At 46.9% G+C, this 19,579-nt stretch carries 27 protein-coding genes; 10 read left to right on the forward strand and 17 right to left on the reverse strand.

Going from position 1 to position 19,579, the window contains the following annotated elements:
- Positions 1-155: 155 nt before the first annotated feature.
- The 9 genes from QUA99_RS10950 to QUA99_RS10990 all read right to left on the reverse strand — a co-directional run bounded on the left by QUA99_RS10950 (position 156) and on the right by QUA99_RS10990 (position 5,717).
- Positions 156-1,169 carry a glycosyltransferase family 2 protein gene (locus QUA99_RS10950; RefSeq protein WP_333235372.1) on the reverse strand — a complete coding sequence of 338 codons (1,014 nt, stop codon included), beginning with the start codon at positions 1,167-1,169 and terminating at the stop codon, positions 156-158.
- A gap of 29 nt (positions 1,170-1,198) precedes the next feature.
- On the reverse strand, positions 1,199-1,780 hold the full coding sequence (locus tag QUA99_RS10955; RefSeq protein ID WP_333235263.1) for a serine acetyltransferase: 582 nt from the start codon (positions 1,778-1,780) through the stop codon (positions 1,199-1,201).
- A gap of 195 nt (positions 1,781-1,975) precedes the next feature.
- Positions 1,976-2,986, reverse strand: a complete 1,011-nt coding sequence (locus QUA99_RS10960; protein WP_333235264.1) for a glycosyltransferase family 2 protein — start codon at positions 2,984-2,986, stop codon at positions 1,976-1,978.
- Positions 2,987-3,225: 239 nt separating this feature from the next.
- Entirely contained in the window at positions 3,226-3,453 is a 228-nt protein-coding gene (locus tag QUA99_RS10965) for a hypothetical protein (protein ID WP_333235265.1), read from the reverse strand.
- A gap of 157 nt (positions 3,454-3,610) precedes the next feature.
- A complete protein-coding gene (locus tag QUA99_RS10970) occupies positions 3,611-4,024 on the reverse strand; it encodes a hypothetical protein (RefSeq protein WP_333235266.1) in 414 nt (137 codons plus the stop codon).
- An 8-nt stretch (positions 4,025-4,032) separates the two neighbouring features.
- Positions 4,033-4,242, reverse strand: a complete 210-nt coding sequence (locus QUA99_RS10975) for a hypothetical protein (protein ID WP_333235267.1) — start codon at positions 4,240-4,242, stop codon at positions 4,033-4,035.
- A gap of 190 nt (positions 4,243-4,432) precedes the next feature.
- Positions 4,433-4,672, reverse strand: a complete 240-nt coding sequence (locus tag QUA99_RS10980; RefSeq protein ID WP_333235269.1) for a hypothetical protein — start codon at positions 4,670-4,672, stop codon at positions 4,433-4,435.
- A gap of 62 nt (positions 4,673-4,734) precedes the next feature.
- On the reverse strand, positions 4,735-5,112 hold the full coding sequence (locus QUA99_RS10985; RefSeq protein WP_333235270.1) for a hypothetical protein: 378 nt from the start codon (positions 5,110-5,112) through the stop codon (positions 4,735-4,737).
- Positions 5,113-5,117: 5 nt separating this feature from the next.
- The gene (locus tag QUA99_RS10990; RefSeq protein WP_333235272.1) at positions 5,118-5,717 is read right to left on the reverse strand and encodes a hypothetical protein; all 600 of its coding nucleotides are present in this window, start codon (positions 5,715-5,717) and stop codon (positions 5,118-5,120) included.
- Between the two features lie 128 nt (positions 5,718-5,845).
- Between QUA99_RS10990 and QUA99_RS10995 the strand changes: the two genes are divergently transcribed.
- The 7 genes from QUA99_RS10995 (at position 5,846) to QUA99_RS11025 (ending at position 12,476) form a co-directional block, all read left to right on the forward strand.
- On the forward strand, positions 5,846-6,331 hold the full coding sequence (locus QUA99_RS10995; protein WP_333235273.1) for a hypothetical protein: 486 nt from the start codon (positions 5,846-5,848) through the stop codon (positions 6,329-6,331).
- Positions 6,332-6,334: 3 nt separating this feature from the next.
- A complete protein-coding gene (locus QUA99_RS11000) occupies positions 6,335-7,747 on the forward strand; it encodes a hypothetical protein (RefSeq protein ID WP_333235274.1) in 1,413 nt (470 codons plus the stop codon).
- A 14-nt stretch (positions 7,748-7,761) separates the two neighbouring features.
- A complete protein-coding gene (locus QUA99_RS11005; RefSeq protein WP_333235275.1) occupies positions 7,762-9,453 on the forward strand; it encodes a hypothetical protein in 1,692 nt (563 codons plus the stop codon).
- A gap of 1 nt (position 9,454) precedes the next feature.
- Positions 9,455-9,724 (forward strand): hypothetical protein, encoded by a 270-nt coding sequence (locus tag QUA99_RS11010; protein ID WP_333235276.1) that lies wholly within the window; start codon positions 9,455-9,457, stop codon positions 9,722-9,724.
- Positions 9,725-9,726: 2 nt separating this feature from the next.
- Positions 9,727-10,671: a hypothetical protein gene (locus tag QUA99_RS11015; protein ID WP_333235277.1), complete on the forward strand. Its 945-nt coding sequence runs from the start codon at positions 9,727-9,729 to the stop codon at positions 10,669-10,671.
- On the forward strand, positions 10,671-11,558 hold the full coding sequence (locus tag QUA99_RS11020; RefSeq protein WP_333235278.1) for a hypothetical protein: 888 nt from the start codon (positions 10,671-10,673) through the stop codon (positions 11,556-11,558). The genes QUA99_RS11015 and QUA99_RS11020 overlap by 1 nt, the downstream gene beginning before the upstream one ends.
- Positions 11,559-11,888: 330 nt before the next feature.
- Positions 11,889-12,476: a recombinase family protein gene (locus QUA99_RS11025; RefSeq protein ID WP_333235279.1), complete on the forward strand. Its 588-nt coding sequence runs from the start codon at positions 11,889-11,891 to the stop codon at positions 12,474-12,476.
- Here QUA99_RS11025 and QUA99_RS11030 read toward each other — a convergent pair.
- The 8 genes from QUA99_RS11030 to QUA99_RS11065 form a co-directional block, all read right to left on the reverse strand.
- Positions 12,427-13,050: a hypothetical protein gene (locus tag QUA99_RS11030; RefSeq protein WP_333235280.1), complete on the reverse strand. Its 624-nt coding sequence runs from the start codon at positions 13,048-13,050 to the stop codon at positions 12,427-12,429. The genes QUA99_RS11025 and QUA99_RS11030 overlap by 50 nt on opposite strands.
- Positions 13,043-13,405 carry a hypothetical protein gene (locus QUA99_RS11035; protein WP_333235282.1) on the reverse strand — a complete coding sequence of 121 codons (363 nt, stop codon included), beginning with the start codon at positions 13,403-13,405 and terminating at the stop codon, positions 13,043-13,045. The genes QUA99_RS11030 and QUA99_RS11035 overlap by 8 nt, the downstream gene beginning before the upstream one ends.
- A 102-nt stretch (positions 13,406-13,507) precedes the next feature.
- A complete protein-coding gene (locus QUA99_RS11040) occupies positions 13,508-13,765 on the reverse strand; it encodes a hypothetical protein (RefSeq protein ID WP_333235283.1) in 258 nt (85 codons plus the stop codon).
- Positions 13,766-13,784: 19 nt separating this feature from the next.
- Positions 13,785-14,102: a hypothetical protein gene (locus tag QUA99_RS11045; RefSeq protein ID WP_333235284.1), complete on the reverse strand. Its 318-nt coding sequence runs from the start codon at positions 14,100-14,102 to the stop codon at positions 13,785-13,787.
- A 65-nt stretch (positions 14,103-14,167) separates the two neighbouring features.
- Positions 14,168-14,647, reverse strand: coding sequence for a hypothetical protein (locus tag QUA99_RS11050; protein WP_333235285.1), 480 nt, complete (start codon positions 14,645-14,647; stop codon positions 14,168-14,170).
- A 91-nt stretch (positions 14,648-14,738) separates the two neighbouring features.
- Positions 14,739-15,041: an HU family DNA-binding protein gene (locus QUA99_RS11055; protein WP_333235286.1), complete on the reverse strand. Its 303-nt coding sequence runs from the start codon at positions 15,039-15,041 to the stop codon at positions 14,739-14,741.
- Between the two features lie 47 nt (positions 15,042-15,088).
- Positions 15,089-15,997: a hypothetical protein gene (locus QUA99_RS11060; RefSeq protein ID WP_333235288.1), complete on the reverse strand. Its 909-nt coding sequence runs from the start codon at positions 15,995-15,997 to the stop codon at positions 15,089-15,091.
- Between the two features lie 105 nt (positions 15,998-16,102).
- Positions 16,103-16,585, reverse strand: a complete 483-nt coding sequence (locus tag QUA99_RS11065; RefSeq protein WP_333235290.1) for a hypothetical protein — start codon at positions 16,583-16,585, stop codon at positions 16,103-16,105.
- 148 nt (positions 16,586-16,733) lie between these two features.
- On the opposite strand from QUA99_RS11065, the gene QUA99_RS11070 reads away from it, so the two are divergent.
- From QUA99_RS11070 to QUA99_RS11080, 3 genes are all read left to right on the forward strand, one after another.
- Positions 16,734-18,185, forward strand: a complete 1,452-nt coding sequence (locus tag QUA99_RS11070; protein WP_333235291.1) for a hypothetical protein — start codon at positions 16,734-16,736, stop codon at positions 18,183-18,185.
- 163 nt (positions 18,186-18,348) lie between these two features.
- A complete protein-coding gene (locus tag QUA99_RS11075; protein ID WP_333235293.1) occupies positions 18,349-18,750 on the forward strand; it encodes a hypothetical protein in 402 nt (133 codons plus the stop codon).
- A 5-nt stretch (positions 18,751-18,755) separates the two neighbouring features.
- Positions 18,756-19,571, forward strand: a complete 816-nt coding sequence (locus QUA99_RS11080) for a hypothetical protein (RefSeq protein ID WP_333235294.1) — start codon at positions 18,756-18,758, stop codon at positions 19,569-19,571.
- Positions 19,572-19,579: the final 8 nt, after the last annotated feature.

Consider the following 19,579-nt stretch of genomic DNA (forward strand, 5'->3'; position numbering starts at 1 on the left):
TGTCGCTCATTTTTCTGTGTAAAAAAAGGTCTCTTATGTTCTTTTACCACATAATGTTACTATTTTGGAGATGTCTAATTAGTAAAACTTTTAATTTTCGATCGCTCATTTGTTTGCTGCTCAGGGGTGGACTTTCTGGGACGTTAGCTGTAATTCTAGCTGGCTGAATTAATAGAGTTGGTGGTTTTGTATTCGATCAGCTTGCTCTGCTGCCCCAGCAATCGGCGCTGGTGAAACTGGATTTGACCTTGTAGCTGGGGAAATTTGGCTAATACACATGACAAAGCGTAGATGGCTGCGTCTTTAGTTGTGAGATGCCGATGCTTTGTGTAATAGTTATAGGTGCGATAGGTTGCTAAGGGGTAGCCACTCAATAGTAACAAGCTCCAGCCTTTTGTCGGCCATGTCATTGCCAAGGCTAAGGCTGGCAAGACTAAGCCCCAAAACCAGGTGCTGCGCGTTTCTTTGACCCAATGGCGCTCTGGTTCGCTGCCGTGCATCCAGGAACCTTCGGCGTAGGCGTAACCCGCTCTTTGAGCCCGCTTCCACCACTGAACAAAAGTGGTCATTTGCGCGTCGTGCAGGGTCATTTCTGCGTCTAAGCGAAAAATTTTCCAACCTTTTTGGCGAAGTCGCAAGCACAGTTCGGGTTCTTCGCCGGCTATTAGTGCGGGATTGAAACCTTCGACTTGCTGAAATGCGGTGGCGCGCATCATGGAGTCGCCACCGCAGGCTTTGGTTTCGCCGATGGGGGTATCCCACTCGATGTCGCACAATTGGTTGTAAATGGTTGCTTTGGGGTATCGTTCGCGCCTCCGCCCGCATACTGCTGCTAAGTCGGGTTTGGCTGCCAGTTCGCTGTAGGCTCGATCGATCCATCCATCAACTACTTCGCAGTCACCGTCCACAAATTGGACAAATTCGATGTCTGGCGCTAGTTCCAGCAAGCGGGCAAAGCCTTCGTTTCTGGCGCGTGCTGCGGTAAACGGTATAGATAAGTCTAGTTCTACTGTATCGGCTCCGATCGATCTGGCTAATTCCAAGCTACCGTCTGTTGAGCCAGAATCGACATAAACCACCAGAGCTACTTGGACTTTCGCTGATAGCAAGCACGATCGGAGGCGATCGCCTTCATTGCGTCCGATCGCCACCAATCCAACTTTGTGCAATTGAGACATAATCAATGCTATCTAATAATTTAAGTATTTTTGTCTTGAATTTTTTTGGTTGCAATCATCTTCGCCGGAATGCCAACGGCAGTTTGACCTGCAGGAATGTCTGATAAAACTACGGCGTTTGCTCCGATATTTACGTCGTCTCCCAGGTGTACTTTTCCGAGGATTTTTGCACCAGCGCCGACGTTAACCCGATCGCCCAATTGAGGAGATTCTAGTGGCTTGTCCAAGTAGCGATTTCCCAGGGTTACGCCTTGGCGGATAATGCAGTCGTCGCCGATCGTGCAATATCCGTGAATAATAATAGCACCTTGATGTTCGATCACCACGCGGCGACCGAGCTTTACAGTGTAAGGCAAATCTATGCCGTAGGTGTTGCGAACTTTTCGGTATAGCGATCTGTAAAGAATGCTCAAAGGAGCGCGAAGTAATTTCGGTTCAACTTGCATTCTCCACACACCAAAGCGCTGAACAGCTACCGCCCTAAATCCCGGCTTCGTCCAATCGCGACCGTGAGCGATCCAATCTTCTTGAATCTGTTGCCACAATCCTAGTGCAGGAGATTCTACTTGATTTTCACTTATTAAGTCCGTCTGCGTTACCATAAGCTTTACTCAACACTCTGTCTGGTTTTATCTGTTTGTTGATACCAACAATAATCTGCTGTTTTTGAGATTTTCAATGTCGGATGCACCTAGTTTATTTTATGAGGAATACCCAGCTTTTTGCTCTTTCAGGGAATGATTTACTGACCGTATTTAACACGGTTGAGCGAGCTGAGACTTGTTTGCAAAAATCCTTTAAAAATTTTTCGATTCTTCTATCGAACCTCCTTTGAAAAATACACTATTGAGCAAGAAATCCTGGAGGTAGTTTGGCGGGTCGTTGTCTGGCTTGCTTTGTACGGCGCGGCGCACCCGGAACGCAGCAAAACCCGAAGCCCAGCAGAGATCGGTTAAGGCGGCGTAGAGAAAGCCATAGTTTTTGATAAAGTAGCGCCGCCGAGAATCAAACCAATACTGGGGCATTCGCTTGCGGGCGGCTTTGGTGTCGGTGACGCCCGAGCTTTGACCGACTAAGTGGACAACGCGACTTTCAGGTACATACCAGCAACTCCAGCCAGCTTTGTTTGCTTGCAGGCAAAAGTCCATTTCTTCGCAGTACATGAAATAAGCTTCATCCATCAAGCCAACCTCTTCAAATACTTCGCGGCGGACGATCATGCTGGCTCCAGCCACCCAATCAGTTTGGCAGATTTCTTGAGAAATCGGAGGGACGGCGACCCTGTTTTTCAATAACTTCGACACAGGGCCAAGACGCCAGCCGAAATCGAGTTCGGTCAAAATGTTGTGAAACCGAAAAGCTGACTCTTGGGGCGTGCCGTCGGGGTTCTCTAAACGGCTGCCGGCGATTCCTGCTTCGGGATGAGAGTCCATGAAATCGACAAGAGCTTTCAATGCGCCGGGGCGAACTACAGTGTCTGGGTTGAGCAGCAGGAAGTAAGGGGGGGGATCGGCCGATTGCAGTACGGGACGGATCAAGGCATTGTTGCCGAAGGCGAAGCCGCCGTTGCGGTCTAGGGGCACGAAGGATGCCCATTCGCTCCAGCCTTCTGCGGCGATGGCTCCGGCAATGTCTGCGACTGAGGTATCGCCTGAAGCGTTGTCGGCAATTGCAACGCGGGTATTTGGGAGCGATCTAATTTCGCCTACTAGAGAGTGCAAGCAGTCGATTGTCAGGCGGGGCGTCCTGTAATTAACAATGACTACGAGTAAGGAGTACGGCTGACTAGACGCACTTGCATTGGACATAAGGGCAATACTCTTTATGAACTTTTTTAGCTCAGCTTGTGGTTTTTGACAAGTCTAGGGCGATCGCTATTTTTATCTCCGCCTCCTACTTTAGCACCAGTCAAGGGACGTGCAGTAGATTTTGCAGTGGAGCATCAAAATTTTCGGCACGGACTGGAACACCCGGCCACCAACCGAACCCTCAACAAGATACAAAAACTAAAATTGAAAGTTGCACTCCCCAAAGCCACGAGCTAAATTCAAACTTTGGATGACTGCAACATCTTCAATAAAAGCTGCCACCGCGAACGGTGCATTTCTTGGTGCGTCATGCTGTGAGCCTGCTGGAGAGATGCCTTGCCCATACTTTGAAGCTGAGGCAAGTTTTGCCCCGACCATTCGATCGAATCTGCTAAGGCTACAGGGTCGTTAGAATGAATCCCCAGAGATAATGCTATTATTTTGGTGGCTGGGAATAAGCGCTGCATACTGCGCGCGGGCTACCAGCCGCCCAGCGTTTCCCTATCAGGGATTGAAAAAAGGGCAGTCTCGCACGCTGGTGCTAATCTTAAAACCCTATCAGGGATTAACAACGCCATATGTAATGTCAATGAAGCTGGATTGTGACACTACATATAGCGCATTTCAATATTTTACAGTTAGCGGCAACGACTTGACGCCCAAATTTGCGATCGACGCGAGCCGATCGCACAAACGCCGCCATCCGAATTCGCGAACAACACCTATGCACCCGGCTGTGCCGGGTACATTAGCATCAAAGTGAATGCCGAGTTCTGCGCGAACGCCTTTATCCGAAACCACAGGATCGGGCGAAATGTGGAAAAAATCGCCCTCCACGCCCCTTGTCTCTAAATAGTAAGGTTCGCTTGGAATTTGATATTTGCCCGCAGGTATCGGCCCTTTCCCCCTTACCCACTCGTCGCCGGGGCGTTGCCAGTCGGCGCAGCCGGAAGTTGCTACGTAGTCAATCGCCTCTCCGGTCGGGTAGAGCAGTTGCAAATTTCCGTAAATGAGCTCTGAAGATTGAGCTAAATTCATTGTAAAAATTAGTTGATGCATTCTATTTTCTGTTTAATTTGTTCAATTAAGCTTTGAATTTCCGAGAGCGATTTTTGACCCGATGCAAAATCTCTAAATTGGGCTAGCATCATCCCTTCGATGTATCCATACTCTTTGCATAAATTTTCAAGGCAATTTAACAATTGAAATTGTGTTGCTTCTTCATTTAAAAGCAAACTAGCTTCGCGGATGGTCATTTTGTGTTACCGATTGTTTTGGGGGCGAAACTAACAAACCTCCTAGTAATGTTAAAATTGGAGCCAAAAAAGGAATAAGCGGCACGGGATTTTCTTTTCCAAAAAGCAAGATTACTCCAGCGCCAACTAGCATGATCACAGATATGTTGAGCGACGCAACAGTGAACCGATAAGAGTATTTGTCCACCTTTTAAAACCCCGTGTTTTCATTGTTGTATTCTTTCAATAAATCCTCTTGAATGTCGTGAATTCCTCCTCTTACGTGATAGCCGTGATGCGTTTTAAGATAATTTTGAATGTCTCTCACTTCGGCGCGTTGGCTTATGTAAAGGCTCCGAAGTACAGTAAGCTTGCGCTGAATATTAGCCAAAAGAGTGAGAACTCCCCGCGTTACGTTCCAAAGGACAATTAAACTAATAATTGATGTCAAGATAGTCCCTAAGAGGGATGCTACGTCAGCAAAATTTTTCACGGCATTAAAATTGTCCTAATTCAATCAATTTGTCCGCTATATTCCCATATAGCTAAATTCCCCGTATCAGCTATATACGTATACAAATCAAAAGAAAGACTGTAAGTAGTTTTTACGTTAAAAATATGCAATTGTGGTTCTCCAATAATGAGCTTTTTGGGAAAACTTACAATTGCATCTTGACCACCGCCAATTACAAGCCCAGTGCTAATTTTTTGTACTAACTGCCCCCCAGATTTTCCCAAATGAAAACCGCTAGGAAAATTTAAAAAGCACAAAATAATTGGGGAACTAAGTAATACTGGACAAATCTGCCGTGGAAATGGATCTAAAGTTTTTGGAATAGATACAAACCAGACTTGATTCCACAAATTAGAGTTAGCTTGTAGTTGGATCATTAAAATTAAGTGGTTACAGTTTTTTTGGCAATCACTCGATTGTTATACAGTAATTCCGCGTAATTGCCTTTTCTTGAACCTAATAGTCCTGTCATCGTGGCATTAGCCATTGCAGTAGCAAAAGCAGTTTTTGCACCTTTTAAAGAAGCATCACTGTTTCCACCAAAAGGTACAGTAACACTGTCGTCAATGTGGTCTACTACTCTTGTTCCCCAAGCAGTTACTTTAACTGTAGGCGTAGCCTTTAATCGTGTAAACCGGATGCGCAAAACTTTGTCGTGATTTCCTTTGAAATCTACCAAACTAGAATTTGCTACTGCTGTAGCTGCCGCAAGGTCTAATCCTAAAATAGGGGCTGGATCGGTAACAAGTGCGCCCGCTTTAGCAGGAATAGGCATTAGCACAAAAAGATTTTCGTCTTCGATGCTTCTGAAATAAGCTTTACCGCCCGGATCTTCTGCTTTATAAGGTTTGGGAGTGGCGGCCAACTTAGTCGCTTCTCGTGCCGCTTCCCGTCGCTTGGCAATTTCAGCTAATCGGTTGAGTTCAAAATAGGTGCGCGGTCTACTCATGTGTTTATTGGATAAAAAATTTTTGTCTGTCAAATCCTACATTATTGTTTTTTCCTTTATTTTGGTAGGGTTTTGCTCGCAATTTAAAATTACAACCCTATAGGGTTGTAGAAATTTTATGTTATGTTGAAAACACCTTACCGCAAAGCTTTTAAGCTATTATGACTACTGTTACAGTTGGAACAAATAGCACTATTAAAGGTGTTACCGCTGAAAAGCAATTTTGTCAGTTGATTGAATATTTCCAAGAATTAGAACTAGCCAACGGCAATACTACTAGCTACGTTAGCGGCAATTACGACAGCGACACTTTGATATTTACAGGCGATTTTACGATGCCTGTTAAATTCACTGGAACGGGTTTGAGTTTTGTCGGGAAAACCGAAAGCTTTTTATCGGGAGCTTTCAATCCTGGGGCGGGCGGTACTTTTACAGCTACCAACGCCTTAGATTATTTCTTGCAGGTACTGGCGCTGATTTTGAACTACCAAAACAGCGACGTTAAAAACCCTAACAAAATCAAAAATGTCAGCGCTTCTATTAACGCTAGCAGCGGCACTGTCAGCGGTAGTTTCACAATGCCTTTTGCGCGAGTTATTACCGATACGGGCGTGACTCTTACACCAGCCGAATATTTACTAACTTAAAAAATGCCCGGTTATACTTTTCCTATTTTGTTTGAACCGCTAAAGGCAAATAATTCGATTCAAACAATCTTTGACACCAATACTTTAGTTGCCCCCATTAAAACTGCGATAGCTGGTTACATCGCGACACTGGATTTGCCTACCGCTGAAACCGCTCATTTATCTTGGGAGAATTGCGGGGCAGAGATTTATCTTGAGCAATTGGTTGCCACTTACCATTTACCTAGTTTGGGGGTGCAGACACCCGCACCGGCTCTCAAACGAAGTAGCACGCTTGCTGACAAAGTTGCCGAAATTTCCTCGCTTAACGGGCAATATCCTAAATGCCAGTTGATGCTTTACGTGCGAAATAGCGCCGCCGACCCGTGGGTTTGGAAGAACACCGAAGTGATTCAAAACTACGGAAACCGCGCAAACACGCTCGATTTAATCCCGTATTTAAGCCAGGGAACATTAGATATTTTTGGCAAAGCAACTCAAGTTGGCATCCAATTTATTAGCGACCCCGTTTTCAAAACTACGCTGCCGGTTGTTGGCGATCGCCTTTCAATCAAGGGAGCGCTGCGGGTTGAAGTCAGCCAGTTTGATTCAAAAAAAAATGATGTGATCCAGCAGTTGCTCGATCGCATAGCAATGCTGGAATTAGCTGTTAACGGACGGCTGATTGATCTGCCGCCAAATACGTTAATTGGTCGAAATACGGGCACTGGTGTTGCCGAAATCATTTCCGCAAATCAATTTGCTACACCAGCAATGATTGAACAAGCCATAACTGATTGGATAGGCACAGCACCTGCAAATTTGAATACTTTAATAGAATTTGCTGCGGCGATTAACAACGACGCTAGTTTTGCTAGCACGGTAACGACAGCTTTGGCAGCCAAAGTAAATATAGCTGGAGACGTAACAATTAACGGCAACAAAACATTTACCAGTATTCCTAGAATTCAAGGCATAACGCCCGGATTCTGGCTGGACGAAACTGACGGGGGAAAAGGTGTTTTTGTTGTGCTTGACGGAGGGTTGTTGCAAATACAGCGAAGGGCTTCTAATTTTGGTGTTTTTGAAGCTACGCTCGGCAGTTTTAATGTAGCAAGCGGCGACTTAAATTTAAACGGATTTACTTCGCTAGGAGGAAGTACCGCTATAAAAACGAAATATGTAACAGGAACAACGGCAAGCACTGGCGGCACGGCTATTGAACTTGTTCACGGATTGAATCCTTCCAAAATAATTTCAGTTGAAACATTAGTTGAATATGTGCCAAATAATTTTATATCTAAAGGATATACGCTTTCTCCGGGATACGAATACGACGTAATCGTAGGCGCGGCAATTAGCGTTCGGTTAACAGCGGACAATTCCGCAAGTATTTTAAGCAAACCGGTGCGCGCTTTTATCATTTACTCTGCATAGATATTGATGTTGACATGAGCAAAATTAGCAACGGGATAACACAAGCAACTGTATCAGCATCAGCGGAGGGCGTCATTTCCGCAGAGGGCAATATTGGAAAAAATAAAAGCAGCGGCTCTATTGATAGCGAAGGAATTTGGGATTTAGGAATCGATTTTAAAGTAGGGGGATTGGGAATTACCAACGATTACGGCGGTGCAATTACCGTGAGCATCGCCGGCCAAAGCATCACTTGGGGTAGGGAAGGGAGAAAGATTCACTACGATTTAGGTGGTTTTGAAGTAATCGTAGAAGCTCGGGATTGCGTGGTTACGGAAACTAAAAAAATTATGGGGATGATAGTCGCTTCGCATACTTATCCAGACCCGGGATGCAAACTGCCAGAGCCGCCAGGATTACCAGAACCTCCAAAATTGCCAGGTCCTATTAATCCGGACGGAATGACAAGTAACAAACTTGCTTATGTACTTATTGAAGGAAACCTTTCAATAATAAGTCCGACGGGATACGCAAATAGCACAAAAAGTAGCACAATTCAAAAAAGTAATACAGTTGCCGAAGAAGTACCGGAAAATGTGCCAGTTTTTACAAATTACCTTCCATTTACAGTCAAATCATTAAAAAGTTTTGAGAACACAAGAGAAGTTTATACGAACGGCGTGTGGCTCCCGGGTACGGCTTCAGGTACTCAATTGCATGGAGTTAATTATTCAAGGCAAAGTCAATTTTTCTGGGCTGATAATATAATCAAAGTTTTTCCCATTAACAATGTTTTAGATTTGGGGATACCTGTTATAACGGGTAACGGCGAACTCGTTCCTTTAGACGTAACTGCGGTTGTGTATTACGGTAAAGAAAATGTGATTGCAAGTTATATTAAATATCGAAATAACGATCCAAACAAAAATTACTCATCAGCCTACACTACGTCGTCCGATCAAGCGATAGTTTCTAAAATAATATACGTTGGCAAGCAACCAAAGCCACAACCATTTTTACAACCGGGAGTACCCCCACACATGAACAACTGCTGCGAAGAAATCCTCGACACGCTTGAGGATTTGAAAGACGTTTTGCACGTTGATTTTTTCAAAAAGAAGAAATTTCCCGTACCCACTTATTTGCTAGCACCGGGCTGCGAGCCGGGCAAAACAACAGACGCCGAAAATTACTATCACCTCTTTCAAAAAATGTTTCAGGCTATCGCCCACAACACGATTGTTAGCCCGCAAATTGATATTCAAGATGCGGATGCCGTTAAAGAAGGCGACCAAAGAATCAATGAGAGATATCTTTCGGCAACTGGCTGGGCAGAAGCCGTAACCAAAATTCTCTACGAAATTCTGGATGATGGAAACATCGGAACAAACATGGATATTCGCACGGGTGTCACCGTGACCCAGTTATTGGTAGCAGTTGCTGATTTATCCTATAAAGTTGATTGCATAATTGACTGCATCGGCGTGACTACCAAACGCACCAAAGGGGAAGTTGAAACATCTTACAATTTAGTAATTGAAGGAGAAAACACTAAGGGTTTTGACCCCAAAAAATCAAATCAACAACTTGATTTGAATAGTGACATTAGTACCGAAAAACTATTGTCTGGGCTGCTGCGGACTCGGAAAAATCCAATAGTAAAAGAGGAAATACACCCTAAATCGCCCACTTTGTTTGAACTTTTGCAAGATTTAAAAAATAAATAATATGGCAATTAATTTGGCAAAACCTAATCAAGCACTTATTAAAGCCGCCATAAAAATGAAAGTGCTGGAAACGGTTGAAAATATGCGAGTCGAGCGCGCGCTTGAACGCGAGAACATCAACCGCGCTGTCGGTGTTGGGAATTTCAAAAACTTTGAGAAAGAATACAACTCCGAGTACGAGCAAAGTCGAAACGGTGTCAAAGACCCTGTTCCGAGCAAGCGGAAATTGAAAAAAGTTTCGAGCAATTTAAACCTTAAAAAATTGATGTAGTTATGGCAACACAAAAACAAGAACAACCGGGAATCACTTTAAATAATACGAGTTTGGCAGTCAAACTTGGTTTGCCTTTAGGTGATTTTTTCAGCGATATCGGTTCCAGCATGAAAGCTTGGCTCGAAAAGGGATTAATTAATCTCAAAAATTTAGCCAAAAACATGATTGAAGGCGCGAAAGAATTAGCCAAAGCTATTTTGCGCGGCGATTGGAACTTATTTAAAAGTTGGTTGAAGGAAAATCCAGTTGCCGTCGCTGCGGGGATGGGTGCGGTGATTTTAATTGGCGGTGTAGTTGTCGGCGGCGTTGTCGCGGGCATTGGTGCAATTGCCGGAGCGATCGGAGTCGGCGGCGCTACTCTTGCAGCCGTTGGCAGCACGGTTCTCGGCGCGGCCGTGAGCTTCGGCACTCAAGTTTGGAATTTCGATTTTAACAAAACTGACGCCGCCATTCTTGCAGAAATTAATGCAGCTTTTGGCGGCTTGGCTAATGTGGCCGGGGAAGCGCTGGGCCGATCGCTTGCGGGGTTCATAGTCAACCGCAAGGAAACCCCGAAATTAAAAATCAACATCAAAGCGACCGCAACGATGTTCTTAGAACTTGACGACAACGGCGACAACGACATTGCAGAGGAAATTTTGGAAAACTTATCGTCTCTTGGGTGGGCTTTTTACCGGTTTGCTCAAAAGGCGTTGTTCGCCCAGGGATACATGAACTTTCGCCGCTGGGCAAAACAGAACGTAAAATCGGGGATTCCCTGGATTGACAGGATGATTGCAAGCTGGGGCGAAGAAGGCGGCAAACCCTGGGTGATCAGCCAGCAAGTCAACGAAGTTGTCGAAGCGATCGAGAAGGAGAATGACGCGCTGGGCAAATTTTTGGAAGGCACGATCGAAGGCTTCGGCGACGGTTTCAAGGAATTTTTAGTATTTGAGTACCGATAATGAGCGCCGAAAGCAAGGTTCGCAACCGACTCAAAAGAGTCAATCCGCCGACTAGAATCGCCGGACAATCAGAACAGAAGATTTCCGAGCACAACTACTTTGCCGTTTACGATCTGGAATTCACGGAGCCAAGCGAGGCCGAACTGAAAGCCGCCGCCGAGAAAGCCGCGCAAGCTAAAAAGAGAAACGGGAAGGAAACTCTCGACACTTTAACGCTGACAATCAGCGGCAACGACTTCGCGATCGCCCTGCAAGCTTCTCTGCTGGATGCTATCCGCGATTTGATTCGCTACGAACTCAAGAAAATTAAGGGCGGCGATTCGGAGGAGGAAAGCGGCAAGCAAGGGGTAGAGCGGGCCGGTCATCCAGAGGTCAAGCTGTGGTTTTTTGAAAAAGCCGCTGACGTAACGCCGGGATATACTCGCCTAAAAGGGGAGATTAGTTTTGATTTGATGAATTTTGTCGATAGTTCAAATCTGGCAAAACAGGGTAAAAGTCAATTGATTAAAGAATCTGACATCAAGAAGCTTTCAGCCCAAATCAAGACTATTTTTACTGAGGCTTTCAAGTGGGAGCGCGGAGAAAAAATGGTTGTGTACCACGACTGGGAACGTGGCTATTCATTGCAGATTTTATGTCCGACAGAAGCCGAAGGGGTGCGAATTGTTAAAGAAGTGTTAAAAATTCAAGGGCATGAATTGCGATCGCAATTCCTAAAACTAAATTTACCCATTGGAACTCCGAAGCCTACAATTCCCATTCCGAAAGATGAAGAGGTACTTGGAAAGAAGCGCAAGCACAAGCGATACCGCCCAAAAAGCACGGTTTACTATTCCTACGCAACGCTGCATTTACCGAGTTACGGGCAGAAAATTGCACTGGCGTAGAAATGCTTATTACCACTATGCTTAAAGGAATAGGCTAAAATGTGAGTAAGTTTACTGGTAACTTTAATGATTGATGATAATGCGACCATTACTGATGATACTGTTATTAACAACGGCGTGAAACTTCAGACAGAAGTTAACGCAAACACTAAGAATTATTTAAGACATGAAGCTATACGCAAGGGTTTGACGATGGGGCAACTGTTAGATGAAATCATAAAAATGTTTTGTCTTGACGTACCAAAAAGCACTTCTTAATTGACACGGCAAATTATTGGAAATTGACCTCGATTTAATCAGGGTTTTAGCAGCCCTGGGCGGGAGGGTTTTTTGATACGGGCGATTATTTACTGTCGGGTTTCGACGGACGATCAGAATTGCGATCGGCAAGAGCGAGATTTGAGAGAATTTGCCGATCGCGCCGGGTATGAGGTTGTGGAAGTTTATCGCGAGACTGCCAGCGGTGTCGCATCCGATCGCCCGGAGCGCAAAAAAATTATGGCGGCGGCTCAGGCAAGAAAGGTTTCGGCGGTGCTCGTGACCGAGGCCTCGCGGTGGAGCCGGAGCACGATCGACTTGCTGGGAACTTTGCAGAGTTTAAATGCTTGGGGAATCAGTCTCGTTACTTTGTCCGGCATCAGCTTAGACCTGAATACGCCGCAGGGCAAACTGATGGCGGCCATACTTTCAGCGATTGCTGAGTTTGAGCGAGATTTGATTCGCGAGCGGGTAAAGAGTGGAATTGCAGCGGCGCGGGCGAAGGGGCGGAAGTTTGGCAGACCGCGAGTGCCGGAAAGTGCGATCGCCTTCGTGCATCAGTTGCGGTCGCAGGGCAAAAGTTACTCGCAAATTGCAGCGGCTTCTGGAGTCAGTCGCACGAAGGTATCGGAGCTTTGCCGCCAGAGTTCCGAAGCATAGTGGCAATTTCGGCGGGGGGGATTCCGGCCGCTAAGAGCGATCGCACTTCGGCAACTTTCGCCTGAGAAATTGGCGAATCGGTATTACCCCCGCGAATGTGAATGTGCCGCATTCGGGAACCATCGCGGTACGAGAATCGGAAATACTCACCGCTGCGGGCCGTCCCGCGAGGGGAGTAAGCCGAGATGGCTCGTGATACAGAATCAATGTCAACAGGCTCGACAGTGTATTCTGTATCAACAGGCTCGACAGTGTATTCTGTATCAGCAAGTGTAGAGGCTGGTGATACAGAATCAACGTTGAGGGGTGGCGGCGCTTCTTCTGTTACGGGCGGGGCGGGTGCTAGTTTAACTTCGTCGGGATAAAGAAAGTCCCACTCGTTTGTAAAAGGATTCCAAAATTGCAGCGAGCCGTCGATCGGGTGTACCCGATTAACCTTGTAAACTTCCCCCCGCTTCACCCATGCAGCGATTGCTGGCTTCCTTCGCAGCATCACGTAGTCACCGGCTTTATAGAGGCTTCCCACTTCAGTCGCGGCGGTGTCAAAGAGTGAAAGTTGAGTGCTGCTAATCATTGGTTTTTTCTACTTCAACAAGTTGCAAGTTCGGAAATATGCAGCGCAGTTTGTTATTGATGTAAGCCAATTCCCAGTCCTCTATCTGGAGTTTCGGCTCACCGGGACAATGAACGCTCGTTTTAGTAAAATCGACTCCCCGCTGCTTGAGGTTTCTCTCGCAAATTTTGATGTATTCGTTAATCAGGCCGGTAAATTCAATAAATGTGTGGCAGTTGGTGGCGATCGCCTCGCGATAGTAGTTGTGCGAGGCAATCTCCATTGCCTCCAATATCTCCTCTGGGGTTTGGGGAGAGTCTGGGAGCTCTTTCCTAGCTCCTCCCAATAGAGCTACTGCTTCTTCCTTGGTCAACATTAATTTTCCTCTAAGTAGTGTCTACGGTTTGTCTACGACCTGTCTACAATTGATTCGCCGCTGCTTCCATCCGGTCTAGGGTTTCTTCTGCTGTTAGTGTCGTTATAGGTCTTGTTGGTTGGGAGGGTCGGCAAGTTCTTCTGTCAATTCCCAGCCCTCCCCTAAAAACTCGCGAGCCAGCGGTGAATCTAGCGATTCACAAAGCTTTTTTGCGGCTGTTTCGGCTATTTTGTCAACGCGGGGAAACCTCTGGATGGCTTTTAAAGATTGAGCGGCAACGATTAGGCAATATATGTCTAGACCGCTCAATGTTACTTGTACGGCTTCAATCTTTTGGAGTTCGGCGAGAGCACATTTCACGTCGCGTTTTTTCACAATTTCAAAGCGAGAAATTTTCAGGAGGGGATGTCTCAAGAGGGAAGCCTTCAGGGGGGAAGTTTTTACTGCTGCTCAACCCCCAGCCGCGCTCAATGGCCGAAAATGTAACGGGGCAATGAACAAACAATCTTTGCAGTTTGAGGGCCGCAATTTTAGCGCAACACAGCAGCGGGGCTAATTCCTCGCAGTTTAGGCTGGAGCCGTGCAACGCTTGCACCGCTAGGATAAGAGCGTTCGCCTCGTGGCCGTCAAAAGAAATTTGCAAGTTCTTAAGGTTTTCTAGCTCGCGTGAAACTTCATCTACGTCAAAATATTCCATGTCTATTTACTGTCTAGTGGTTGTCTAGCAGCCGATCGCCCGAAAGCGACCGATCGGCAAATTGTCTACATATCGAACACTTCAAAACCTTCAGCCTCAAACAATTTTTTTACCTTCTCAAACATGGCGGCGCCGCTGGCAAGAACTTCAGGAGGAATGTCCTCGCCGCTAACAATTTCCGCGACTTTGTAACCGGTGCAGCGGCAGCCAAGATTTTGAAGAAATCTCTCGCAAAATTTTTCGCACTGTTGCCAAGGCTCTTCTTCAGTTCCCTCTGGTACGAGAATGTCGGCTTCTGGATTCCAGCCAAGTTCCAGCACTTTGTACGTTTCTGAATCCGGATTGAATAGATTTTGCAATTGCCGTGCAGTGTTGATCGCAATCTTGGTAAAATCGTCGTCCACAGTACCTGGATGACGAGTTGCCAGTTGGATATGGCTAATAATTGCGATCGCAGCCAGCGGTGGAAGCTCTACGGTCGCTGGCGGCAAATCCTGCATCGCGTTCATTTCGTCGGCGTATTTCTTAAGGTCGGGGTGTTTCATTATTTCTTGTCTAGTGGTTGTATAGCCGATCGCCCTTCACGACCGATCGGCAAACTGTCTACAAACTGCCTACAAACTGTCTACAAATTGTCTACGCCGCGCTTTCCCTGCTTTCCCGGCTTAGAGCAACAGCATCTTTGAATCCCTTGCCTGCTGAAAATGCCGGAACTACAGTCGCCGGGATATCCATCGTCTCTCCGGTTTTGGGGTTGCGGCCCTCGCGAGCTTGTCGGTCGCGGGCTTCAAAAGTTCCGAAACCGACTAAAGTTACTTTTTCGCCGCTGGCTACACCTTCGACGATTGAGTCGAGGAAGGCGCGGATTACTAAAGCCGCTTGCTTCTTGGTGGTTACAGCTTTGTGCGCTGCTGCGTTTTCCAGGTCTCCTAGGTTCATAAGTGCGATCGCCTTTTAGTAATTAGTTATTAGTCATTAGTAGCGCATCAGCACCCAGTCAGGTAAGCGTGCCGCCCCTTGATTGTCAGTCCTAGTAATTTCGCTAACTTCGCCGATCGAGCGTGTATCAATTCGCCTCTTAAGAAAATGGAAATTTTTTTTAATTCTGCTTTGGATCTCTTGTAGTCAGATAGAGGGATTTTTTCATTCTCAGCAGACGGATAATGATTCCAGCAGCCGCTGGCGTGTTTGACAGCTATCATCAATTCCCCTCTGTGTTCTATAGAATCACCTACATCTTTCCCTTTGTAAATCATCAGAGATTTTCCAGCATAAATAACATTGTTGTTTCCAAAAGCGAGCCCTATTTCTATCGTTGTTTCTCCCATCGCCATGATGGGCTGCTTTTCTTCATGAGAGAACAAGGTCAAACTGTCCTTAAGGGAGAGGGAGTGGGCGAGTTTTTCTACAACAAATAAGGTTATGCCTTTTAAGCGGCGCAACCAAGAATGCACTAGAGGGTCTGCAAGATTTACTCGACCTAATATAGGTTGTGCCATACTCCAGTGATTGTCCCATAATTCCTTCGCTTCTGCTCTGGAGATAGTACGGGTTTCGATCTCGTTAGCAAAATTACTCATGCTCGCCCAGAGCAGAAAAAGCCCTTGAGATTTCTCTAGAGTTTCAAGAAACTTGTGATTAAAAATCGGAACGAATTGACTACACAGCTCAACTGCTTCATAAGGCGACTTTCCGTGATGGTTGATTAGGATATTTGTGGTTTGTACCGCTTCCTCGGATAAGAAACAAGTAAAATCTTCTCCCAATGACGGCACCGGCATACCTAATTGCTGAAGCTCTCCTTCTAGTTCCTGAATGGTGGTGAGTCTGTTTGAAGTTCGGGGCATCGACCCAAAATAGGGGTCGAGCTGCTTCCTGCGTTTGGCTTCACCCATGATTTCTCCTTCTTTGTGCGATCGCCTTTTAGTAATTAGTCATTAGTCATTAGTCATTAGTAACGCAAAACCAGCACCCGACGGCGATGCTGGCTTCTGTTGCGGTTATTCTGCGAGGTTTTCCCCGCTGTGGCTGGATGATTCTCGTTGTTGCTGCTCTATTAACTGCTGCTGCTGCGCTAACTGCTGCTGTATTAACTGCTGTTGCTGTAGCAGCATCTCTTGCTGGCGCCGCATCTCTTGGTACTGTTCTTCCTGCTGTTCTTTGAGCTTAATTAAGTTCTTGAGCTTCTCTTCATACTCTTTGACCTCCTCCCGATACCAGACGATGCACTCGTTCGATTTGACCAACTGCTTGCGAGTGTCATCTATTAGTTGGTCAAGAACTCCCCCAAAGGGGTGGCAATCTCCACCTCGCGCCGCGCTATCTTCTCGATTAAGTCCGATGAACTCACTCCGAACTCCTCCGCTATCTGCCGAAAGAGTTTCGCCGCTGTCGGCGTGATAGTGAAAGTCCTGCTCGTTCTCAGTTCCCCGTACTCTAAGTGTTTCGCCTTTCTGGATTTGACCATGCTCTTGGTGATTCATAACGTCTTCCTTAAAAGATTACCAAAATCACACTTGTGATGTTGGCAATATTACAAGTGTGATTCTATGATAGGCGAAAGTTCACACTTGTAAAAGAGTGCACTGCATACCCTTAATGTTGCCGGGTGGGATTCCACCCTTTCCCCCTATGCACTACACGCTCGAAGAACTGAAACAGAAGAGTTTGACGGAATTGAAGGAAATCGGGCATCAGCTCAGCGTGTTCCCCGACAGCGACAGGCGGTACCGGCAAAACTGGATCGATGCCATTGCCGGCACCCAACCCCCGCTGCTGCAACTGCTGGAAGCTTCCCCGGTGGAAGTGGAACCAGTCCAGGAGGCGATCGAAGTTCAAGCCACCGAGCCGATCGAAGTTCAACGCCAGGAGACACGTTTCAACCTTGATATCTGTTGGGTAGTGGACGCTGAGGATCGCTTTGTTGGTTTTCTCCCGGTTCCCGCTGATGAGTATCTCAGTGGGCGTAGAAGTTTTGCGGCTAGACCTGGCGATCGAGTTGTCGAGCCTGGCTCAGTGATTATCAAGCCGATCGAAGTTCAAGCCACCGAGCCGATCGAAACTCCCCCCGGTGTCGAGTCCAAATTCGGCCGCATCGTTTATCCCAAAGTGACCGTTAAGCCGATCGCACAAAATGCAGAAACTAGACCCGAACTCGCCAGAACAGAAAGTGCTGATGTATGTAACGGGCGCTCTCATCCCGCCGAATCAGTTCGAGATAGCAATAGCGCTGAAACTGAAGCACTGGGAAGCGAAAAAGGCGATCGAGTTCTGGCAGTGGCAGGGAATCATCAAGCAGGTCGAGGGGGAGTTTTACTCCATCAGCCAACTGAACTAGCGGCCTTCAACGATGAAAAACCTCCGAACCGTGGCGACGGTAAAGGGCGGCTCGAAAGTGAGCCAAGAATGAGCCAAAGTGCGATCGCACAAGCGGCCGAAAATTCCCCCGGTGTCAAAGTTGATCGGAATCCGATCTTGACCGGCATCGCTCTGTCTGATAGGTTTCTCGCCACCTACCCGCCCTACTTCGGCGAAATTCACTACAAGGCAGAGGCAGACACCGGGCAACTGAATTTGCTCGAACCGGACATCGCAGACGAACCGCCAGACCCGGATGATTTTGAATCCCTCGATGCGTTCCGCGAGGCGATGGCTTGCTGGGACGCAGAAAACCCTGAACCGCTTACTGTATCTATGGATTCGATGTGCGAGTGGGCACCGTGCTCCGACGACTGGTACGAGCCGGAAGCCGGAATTATGCCGATAAAAGCTTCCTCCATGCGAGAAAGTTCCAGCACTTTGGAATTTTCTATTCCCACATTTGACGCTTGGTGCGATCGCGCAAACCGACAAAACGACCGCGACGAACCGCCCGACACAGGGAATTTTGCCCGATTGCCGGGGCCCAAACCGCCCAAATTTCCTCCAAGGGCGATCGGGTCGGCGGACACTGCCAAAAAGTGCTTAAACGCAAACCGGCATACTACATCCACCACAATTGCAGCCCAAACGCCTATTACCTGCACAGTCGCCGCTGGCAGCAGTCGGCTAGGGCGAGATCCTCCAGGAGGTGATGCCATGTAATCAGCTATTTGCTTTGTGCAAGCGTTTTTCCATATCACCCCTTCTGAATCTGAACAGCGCGATCGTCTTAGGAGACGTTAGGGCGATCGCTTCCTCACTCCCTCTTTATGTCACCGTCATGTGACTGAACTTTTTAAAACATCAACTAACAGGTATCAAATCAATGACTACTCTCAAGATTTCTATTCCCGTTTACAAAAAAAACGAGTGGGACAACCTCTCCAAAAAAGGAAAAGTTGAAGTTTTCAGTGAAGTAGACAATCTTTCCGAAGGCTACGAATCATTGAAAGTTCAGATTGACGAACTGCTCGCCGAACTCAATGCCCAAAACCGTTTAGCAGAAAGTGCGCGCGCCTTAGAAGTAGAAATAGAGCACCAGAGTTACAAATTGAAGTCGCTGCTCAAAGATATTGAAAAAGCAACCGAACATTACGAAAGTTTGAAGCTTTTTTTGCAAGCGCTAGGAGTCGATCCGATCGCACAGAGACTGACGTTTGACAAGCGTTTTTTACCGCAAGAATCTTCTTTAGCTGAAGTCAAAGTTATCAGTCAATCCGAGTTTTAATTACCATGCAACTCACTCTAAACTCTGATTTCTCAGACGAGTGGTGCGAACCCCCAGAAGCGGAATTTCAGCCGCTTCTGGACTTCGAGAACGAAATTCTCAACCAAGCACCCCACAACGATATTTCACTCCTCACCCAACGCATCAAACGCAGCTTTCTCGACTACGTGCGGCAAGGAATCATGCTGGAAACCGTGCGCCGCTACCGCTTGTACAAACGGCAATACGCCGACTTTGCCGAATACTGCAAGCTCGCACTCGGGCGATCGCCGTCTTACTGCCATCGCATAATTCAAGCGGCCCAAGTCTGCATCCACCTGATCAAATCCAAATTCAAAATTCTCCCGACCTCAGTTGCCCAAGCCTCGCCGCTGGTGAAATTCGCTCAAGTAGACGAGTACGGGCAAACCCAATTAGAAGAAAAATGGCAGACCGTACTCGACGGACTCCCGCCCCACTCGATCACAGCGGCAAAAATTGCCGAAGCCCTGGACGAGAATCCAGAAGATAGGGCCAAGCAAGTCCGCATCGGCGGACAATCCTACCGACTGCTGCTGCAGAAAGCAGCAGCGGCCGGCATGGCAGTCAGTAAGTATCTTGAAATGTTGATCGGCGGCGGCATCGAACCGCCCGACGACGAGGAACCCGACGACGAGGAACCGACAGAGCTCACACCCGAACAAGGGGAAATTTGCGATCGGGCCGAAGCTTACGCCAAAGCCAAGCCTGCTGGTGGATTTGCTATCAAAACGCCATCAGAATGCCATCAAAAAGCTATCAACTTACCCGGTAGATCCGGCAAAGTGTCGGACTCATCCTAGGAGACTAA

This window comes from Microcoleus sp. F10-B2, from assembly GCF_036704965.1.
GTDB lineage: Bacteria > Cyanobacteriota > Cyanobacteriia > Cyanobacteriales > Microcoleaceae > Microcoleus.